The following is a 7,485-nucleotide window of genomic DNA, read 5'->3' on the forward strand; positions in this document are numbered from 1 at the left end:
TTTGGGGGTCATCTCGTCGGGCCGCGTCCCCGCGCACGCGCGGCCGCCCGTTCGGCCACCCCCCGAAGGGGGCGTCACTCAGCTGTGCGCGCGCAGCAGCGAGCGCATGGTGCGCATCGCCACGGACAGGTTCGCCAGGTCGAAGTCGTCCGAGCCGCGGATCTCGTCCAGGGTCGTCCGGGCCCGGCTGATGATCGCCGCGTTCTTCTCCTCCCAGAGCTTGAAGCGCTCCTCGGGGGTCGAAGTGCCGTTGCCGGCCGCCAGCACGTCGGCGGTCAGCGCGGCGTGCGCCGCGAACAGGTCCTCGCGGATGGAGGCACGGGCCATCGACTGCCAGCGGTCGGACCGCGGGAGCTCGATGATCCGGTCCATCAGCTGCGTGATGTCCAGGCGGTCGGCGAGGTCGTAGTACACCTCGGCGACGGCGAGGGGGTCCACGCCGGTCCGGTCGGCGATGGCGACGATGTCCAGCGTCGGGAAGGCGGACGAGAAGCCGGCCACCTTCGCCGCGAGCTCCTCCGGCACGCCCTCGCCGGTCAGCTCGTCCAGGATCGACCCGTACCACTCCAGGTCGGCGCCGCGCACCAGCTTCGGCAGCTCCGACCACACCTGCTCGACCCGGGCCGCGAACAGCTCGATGGTCTCGGTGATCTGGAGCGGCTGCGGCCGGTTGTTGAGCAGCCAGCGCGTACCGCGCTCGACCAGGCGCCGCGAGTGCAGGCGCACCCGGGTCTGGACGTCGGCGGCGACCTTGTTGTCGAGGGCCTCGACGGCGTCCCACACCTCGGCCATGCCGAAGATCTCGCGGGCCGAGAGCTGCGCCCGGACGATCTCCTCCGTGGAGGCGCCGGTCTCTTCCTTCAGGCGGTGCAGGAAGGTCGAACCGCCGGTGTTGACGGTGTCGTTGACCAGCAGGGTGGTGATGATCTCCCGGCGCAGCGCGTGGGCGTCGATCTGCTCCTGGAACCTGGAGAGCAGGGCGCCCGGGAAGTACGCGTGCAGCAGGCGGCGCAGGTACGGGTCGTCCGGCAGCTCGGTGCCGATGAGCTCGTCCGCCACCGTGATCTTGGTGTAGGCGAACAGGACGGCCAGCTCCGGCTGGGTCAGGCCCTTGCCGTTGCTCAGCAGCTCGCGGATCTGCCGGTCGGCGGGCAGGAACTCCAGCCCCCGGTCGAGCAGGCCCGCCCGCTCCAGACGGCGCATGAAGCGCTGCTGGGCGTGGAGCAGGCTGGGCGCCTGGGCGGCGCCGTTGGCGAGCGCGGTGTTCTGCGCGTAGTTGTTGCGCAGGACGAGGTGGCCCACCTCGTCGGTCATCTCGGCGAGCAGCTTGTTGCGCTGCTTGACGGTCATGTCCCCGTCCGCGACGACCGCGTTGAGCAGGATCTTGATGTTCACCTCGTGGTCGGAGGTGTCCACGCCCGCGCTGTTGTCGATGGCGTCGGTGTTGACCTTGCCGCCCTCGCCGCCGGTGCCGGAGCGGGCGAACTCGATGCGGCCGAGCTGGGTCAGACCCAGGTTGCCGCCCTCGCCGATGACCTGGGCGCGGACGTCGGAGCCGTTGACGCGGATGGCGTCGTTGGCCTTGTCGCCGACGTCGGCGTGGGTCTCGGCGGTCGCCTTGACGTACGTGCCGATGCCGCCGTTCCACAGCAGGTCCACGGGGGCCTGGAGGATGGCCTTCATCAGGTCGGCCGGGGTCATCTTGGTGACGCCCGCCTCGATGCCCAGGGCCTCGCGGACCTGCGCGTTCAGCGGGATGGCCTTGGCGCTGCGCGGGTGGACCCCGCCGCCCGCCGACAGCAGCGCGGTGTCGTAGTCCGCCCAGGAGGAGCGCGGCAGGTCGAACAGGCGGCGGCGCTCGGCGTAGGAGGTGGCCGCGTCCGGGTTCGGGTCGATGAAGATGTGCCGGTGGTCGAAGGCGGCGACCAGGCGGATGTGCTCGGAGAGCAGCATGCCGTTGCCGAAGACGTCGCCGGACATGTCGCCGACGCCGACGACCGTGAAGTCCTCGGTCTGGGTGTCGTGGCCCAGCTCGCGGAAGTGCCGCTTGACCGACTCCCAGGCACCGCGGGCGGTGATGCCCATGCCCTTGTGGTCGTAGCCGGCGCTGCCGCCGGAGGCGAAGGCGTCGCCCAGCCAGAAGCCGTAGTCCTCGGCGACCCCGTTGGCGATGTCGGAGAAGGTGGCGGTGCCCTTGTCGGCGGCGACGACGAGGTAGGTGTCGTCCTCGTCGTGGCGGACCACGCCCTGCGGGGGCACGACCTCGCCGGCCACCATGTTGTCGGTGATGTCGAGCAGCGCCGAGATGAAGATCTTGTACGAGGCGATGCCCTCGGCGAGCCAGGCGTCGCGGTCCACCGACGGGTCGGGCAGGTTCTTGGCGACGAAGCCGCCCTTGGCGCCGACCGGCACGATGACGGTGTTCTTGACCATCTGCGCCTTGACCAGGCCGAGGACCTCCGTACGGAAGTCCTCACGCCGGTCGGACCAGCGCAGACCGCCTCGTGCGACCTTGCCGAAGCGCAGGTGGACGCCCTCGACGCGCGGGGAGTACACCCAGATCTCGAAGGCGGGGCGCGGGGCCGGCAGGTCCGGGATGGCCTGCGGGTCGAACTTCATCGACACGTAGGCGTGCTGCTCGCCCGCCTCGTCGAGCTGGAAGAAGTTCGTGCGCAGGGTGGCCTTGATGAGGGTGAGGAAGGCGCGCAGGATGCGGTCCTCGTCGAGCGAGGCGACCTGGTCCAGGGCCCCGTCCAGCTCCTCCAGCATGGCGTCGATGAGCTCGGTGCCGGCGACCTGGCGGCCGGGCGACATCCGGGCCTCGAAGAGGGAGACCAGCAGCCGGGTGGTGTGGACGTTGTTGCGGAGGGTGTCCTCCATGTAGTCCTGGCTGAAGGTGGAGCCGGCCTGGCGCAGGTACTTGGCGTAGGCGCGCAGCACGACGGCCTGCCGCCAGGTCAGCCCGGCACCGAGGACGAGGGTGTTGAAGTTGTCGTTCTCGGCCTCCCCGGTCCAGACGGCCGCGAAGGCCTCCTGGAAGCGCTCGCGGGCGTCGTCGCCGAGGTAGGAGTCGCCGTTGCCCGGGGCGAGCGGCATCCGCAGACCGAAGTCGTAGATCCACGCGCTGACCCGGTCGGTGCGGCGCAGCTCGTACGGACGCTCGTCGGTGACCTCGACGCCCAGACGCTGCAGGACGGGCAGGACGGCGGAGAGGGAGACCTGCTCGCCGGTGCGGTAGATCTTGAAGCGGCGCTCGCCGGGGCCCGCGCCGACGGGCTCGTAGAGCGACAGCGCGAACTCGCGGTCGCTCGCGGAGAGCCGTTCCAGGTGGCACAGGTCGGCGACGGCCGCGCGCGGCGAGTGGTCGGCCTTGTAGCCCTCGGGGAAGGAGGTGCCGTACTTGCGCAGCAGCTCGGCGGCGCGCTCCTCGCCCAGTTCGGCGGTCAGCGCCTCGCCGAAGCCGTCGGCCCAGGAGCGGGCGGCCTCGACGAGCCGGCCCTCGATGCGCTCGACGTCGGAGTCGGTCAGCACGGGCAGCTCGGTGCCCTGCGGGACGCGGACGACGAAGTGGATGCGGGAGAGGATCGACTCGGTGTTCCAGGCGGTGAAGTCGACGCTGATGCCGTCGAGCTCCTCCCGCAGGATGTCCATCAGGCGCAGCCGGACGCCGGTGGTGAAGCGGTCGCGCGGCAGGTAGACCAGCGCGGAGTAGTAGCGGCCGTACTCGTCCTGGCGCAGGTACAGCCGCAGCCGGCGGCGCTCCTGGAGGTACAGGACGGAGGTGACGATCTCGCGGAGCTTGTCGACCGGGGTCTGGAACAGCTCGTCGCGCGGGTAGGTCTCCAGGATCTGGAGGAGGTCGCGGCCGTCGTGGCTGGAGGGGGCGAAGCCGGCCTCGTCGAGGACCTGGGTGACCTTGCGGCGGATGACCGGGACGCGGCGCACCGACTCGGTGTAGGCGGCGGAGGAGAACAGGCCGAGGAAGCGGCGCTCGCCGACCACGTTGCCGTCGGCGTCGAACTTCTTCACGCCGACGTAGTCGAGGTACGAGGGGCGGTGCACCGTGGAGCGGCTGTTGGCCTTGGTCAGCACCAGCAGGCGGTGCTCGCGGGCCTTGGCGCGGGCGTCGGCGGGCAGCCGGTTGAAGGACGGGGACACCGGGTGGCCGTCCTCCTTGCCGCTGTGCAGCGGGTCGGAGCGCAGGATGCCGAGGCCGGTGCCGGGCACGGCGGCGAGGGCGTCGCCGTCGACGAGGTTGTACTCGCGGTAGCCGAGGAAGGTGAAGTGGTCGTCGGAGAGCCAGCGCAGCAGCTCGCGGGCCTCTTCGAGCTCGAACTCGCGCAGGTCCGGCGCGGTGGGCTCGTTCGGCAGCTCGTCGGCGATGCGCAGCGCGGCGTCGCGCATCTTCTCCCAGTCCTCGACGGACTCGCGGACGTCGGACAGGACGCGCAGCAGGTCGGCGGTGATCTGCTTGAGGTCGGCCTTGTCGGTCTCGCGGTCGATCTCGACGTGGATCCAGGACTCGACGAGGGAGTCGTGCGGGCGGGCGGTCCGGGGACCGTGGGCGTCGCAGTCGGGGCCGAGGATCTCGATCAGCTTGCCGGTGACGTCACGGCGCACGACGACCTGCGGGTGGATCACGACGTGGATGCCGCGGCCCTGGCGGGACAGTTCGTTGGTGACGGAGTCCACGAGGAAGGGCATGTCGTCGGTGACGACCTCGACCACGGAGTGGCTGGAGGTCCAGCCGTTCTCCTCGACCGTGGGCGTGTGCACGCGCACGTTCGCGGTGCCCTGCGGCCGGTTCTCGGCGAGCCGGTAGTGGGAGAGTGCCGCACCGAACACGTCGACCGGGTCCCGGTCGACGAGGTCCTCGGGGGCGGTGTGCAGGTAGTAGCGCTGGAGGTAGGCGAGCGTCGATCCCCTTTCGGGACGCTCCCCTTGCTCGGACCCAGTCGGAAGTAGCCCCCCGGCCGGGCTGTTCTCAGCTACCCGTGCCGCCCGCGCGAGCAGCTCGGCCTTTGCTTCGTCCAGCTTGGTCTGCATGTCCTCTGGCTCCTGTCGCGCGCCGTTGCGTGACGTAGGTGAAGGAAGGAATGACACAGCGCCGCCCTGGGGCGGTGGGTGCGTCCGGATTCTGTGTCGACGCCTGGGCGTCGGGAAAACCGACCGGGAGGGATTCGGCCATGATCGGCAGGATGTCCCGGCGGTGGGGACCAGCGAGGGCCCGGGCACGGATGTGCGCCGGGCGCGGGCCGGGGGCGTCCGTGCCCCCGATGACTATCGCGCTGATCACGGGTCAAGGCTATCTCGCCCCACCCCCCGGTCGTCATTGACAGCATCTGTACAAATCCCGGGGGGAAACCTGGACACTCTGGCCAGCGACGTGGCCGGACCGGCCGTGCCGGTCCCTATCCGGCCAGCTCGCGGGCGGTGGCGACGGCCTCGGCCAGGGTGTCGACGACGGGCACGCCCGCGGCTTCGAGACTGGTCCGGCTGTGCGAACCGCCCGTGTACAGCACGGCCCGTGCGCCCACGTGCGCGGCGGCGAGCGCGTCGTCCACGGCGTCACCGATGAGGACCGTCCGTCCGGCGGTCACTCCGGCGGGCTCCATGGCGGCCATATGGCGTACGAGGTGTCCCGCCTTGGTGGTGTGGGAGGGTCCGGTGCGGCCGTCGACGCGCAGGAAGTGCCCGTCTATGCCGTGCGTGCGCACCAGCGGCACGAGCTTGTCGTGGGGTGCGAGGGACAGCAGGGACTGGGTGAGTCCGTCGGCCTGCCAGCCGCGCAGCAGTTCCAGCGCGCCCTCGGCGAGGCCGGCCGCGTCGGCGGCCGCCCAGTAGTGCCGGTGGAAGGTCTCGTCCATGACGAGCCATTCCTCCTCGGTGGGCAGCCGGCCCATGAGGCGCTCGTAGAACTTCGGGACCGGTACGACGTACAGGTCGCGGTACGTCTCCAGGGTGATCGGCGCGAAGCCGAACTCCGCGAAGGAGGCGTTGGTCGCGACGATGACGGCGTCGATGTCGTGCAGCAGCGTGCCGTTCCAGTCCCAGACGATGTGGGCTCCGCCGCCGCTCACGTCAGCAGCCCCGGAATCTCCTGGACGCCGAACCACAGCAGCTCGTGGTCCTCGGCGCCGTCGACGGTGAAGCGGGCGTCGTCGTCCCCGGCGTCGGCGGCCGGGAGCGCCGCGGCGGCCGCGGCGACGTCCTCGGTGGCGTCGTCGGCGTCGACGTGTACGGCGGCGGCCACCTTGAGCCGTACGGCGGCGGCGAGGGCGACCTGGCCCAGGGTGGCCTCGTCGACGCCGGGGACCGCGGAGGCGGCCTTGTCGTCGACGTCCACGGCGACCACGACCCGTCGGCGGGGGGCGTCCGCGTCGGCCGCCAGGAGGCGCAGGGAGGCCTCGGCGGCGCGGCTGAGGGCGGCGTACTCCAGCTCCTCGATGTCGTCCGAGACGTACCACTCCCGCAGCCCGGGGGTCACCGCGTAGGCGCGGAGCGGGGCGGGCCCCAGCTCGCCCGCCTTGTGCGCCTCGGCGAGGCCGGGGAGTGTCAGGGGGACGTACACGCGCATGGCCGGCTGCTTTCGGTAGGCGGAAACGCCCTCAGGATACGACCGCCACCCCGCGGGCCGGATCCCCCAGGGTGCGCGGGCCCCGGATCTCGATCGCCGCGCAGCGCCAGCGCAGGTCCGGGCCCTGTTCCAGGCGGAAGGCCATCGCCGAGACGCGGTCGCCGGTGGCGATGCGGGCGAAGGCCTCGATGACCCCCGGGCCGGGGTGGAAGCGGCCGCAGTGGCGCAGGACGGGCCGGGGGCGGCCCAGCGGGGGCCCGGTGGGGGCCAGGTCGGCCAGCTGCTCGTAGGCCGGGCCCACCGTGAGGCCCAGCAGCGAGTGGACGGGCCGCTGGCCGCTCAGCACCGCCAGGAGGCGCTCGGCGAACCAGTCGTGCGGTCCGGGCCGGCGGCGGGCCCGCGGGGTGCCGGCCGGGCGGCGCGAGTCGCGCCGCCCGGCGGGGCGGGTGCGGGTCGGGCTCTTGGTGGTGTCCATGGCGATTCCCCCGTACGGGCCGGGCCCGGCGGTGGTACCGGGCGGTAACTCGACGCGTTTTTTCTACGACCGCCGATCACCCTCCGCAACCACACCGGCCCTCCCGACCCCCACCACCCCCACACCACCTATCCGGGTGACCCACCGCTCCCCGAGACCCCCGGAGGCAGCCGCTGAGCCCGCTCCCCCGGAGCGCGGGGCCCGTCCACCACCCCCCGATGGGCGACCCCCACTCACCCAACCGGCGGCACCCGTCCCACCGGACCCGGCCCCGCCAATTCCAGCCCCGCCGGCGTTTGAGGCGCGGGGGTCCGGGGGCGGAGCCCCCGGCAGCGGCGCCGCACCCGCCGCGCGCGACGCGACGCAACGCGGCCGGGGGCGGGCACCCCACGCGGTCCCGCCCCCGCCCGGGGGGGTGGTGGGGACACCCCCA

The 7,485-nt window shown here is 72.2% G+C and carries 4 protein-coding genes; all 4 read right to left on the reverse strand.

The genetic code is table 11. The features are described from left to right. Positions 1-78 precede the first annotated feature (78 nt). Positions 79-5,046: an NAD-glutamate dehydrogenase gene (locus tag ABZW32_RS38200; RefSeq protein ID WP_356225293.1), complete on the reverse strand. Its 4,968-nt coding sequence runs from the start codon at positions 5,044-5,046 to the stop codon at positions 79-81. Positions 5,047-5,411: 365 nt separating this feature from the next. Then, positions 5,412-6,080 carry an HAD hydrolase-like protein gene (locus ABZW32_RS38205; protein WP_356225295.1) on the reverse strand — a complete coding sequence of 223 codons (669 nt, stop codon included), beginning with the start codon at positions 6,078-6,080 and terminating at the stop codon, positions 5,412-5,414. Next, on the reverse strand, positions 6,077-6,577 hold the full coding sequence (locus tag ABZW32_RS38210) for a hypothetical protein (protein WP_030240519.1): 501 nt from the start codon (positions 6,575-6,577) through the stop codon (positions 6,077-6,079). The genes ABZW32_RS38205 and ABZW32_RS38210 overlap by 4 nt, the downstream gene beginning before the upstream one ends. A 31-nt stretch (positions 6,578-6,608) precedes the next feature. Continuing rightward, positions 6,609-7,052 (reverse strand): Rv3235 family protein, encoded by a 444-nt coding sequence (locus ABZW32_RS38215; RefSeq protein ID WP_356225297.1) that lies wholly within the window; start codon positions 7,050-7,052, stop codon positions 6,609-6,611. Positions 7,053-7,485: the final 433 nt, after the last annotated feature.

Origin of the sequence: Streptomyces sp. NPDC004667 (assembly GCF_040609475.1) — a bacterium.
GTDB lineage: Bacteria > Actinomycetota > Actinomycetes > Streptomycetales > Streptomycetaceae > Streptomyces.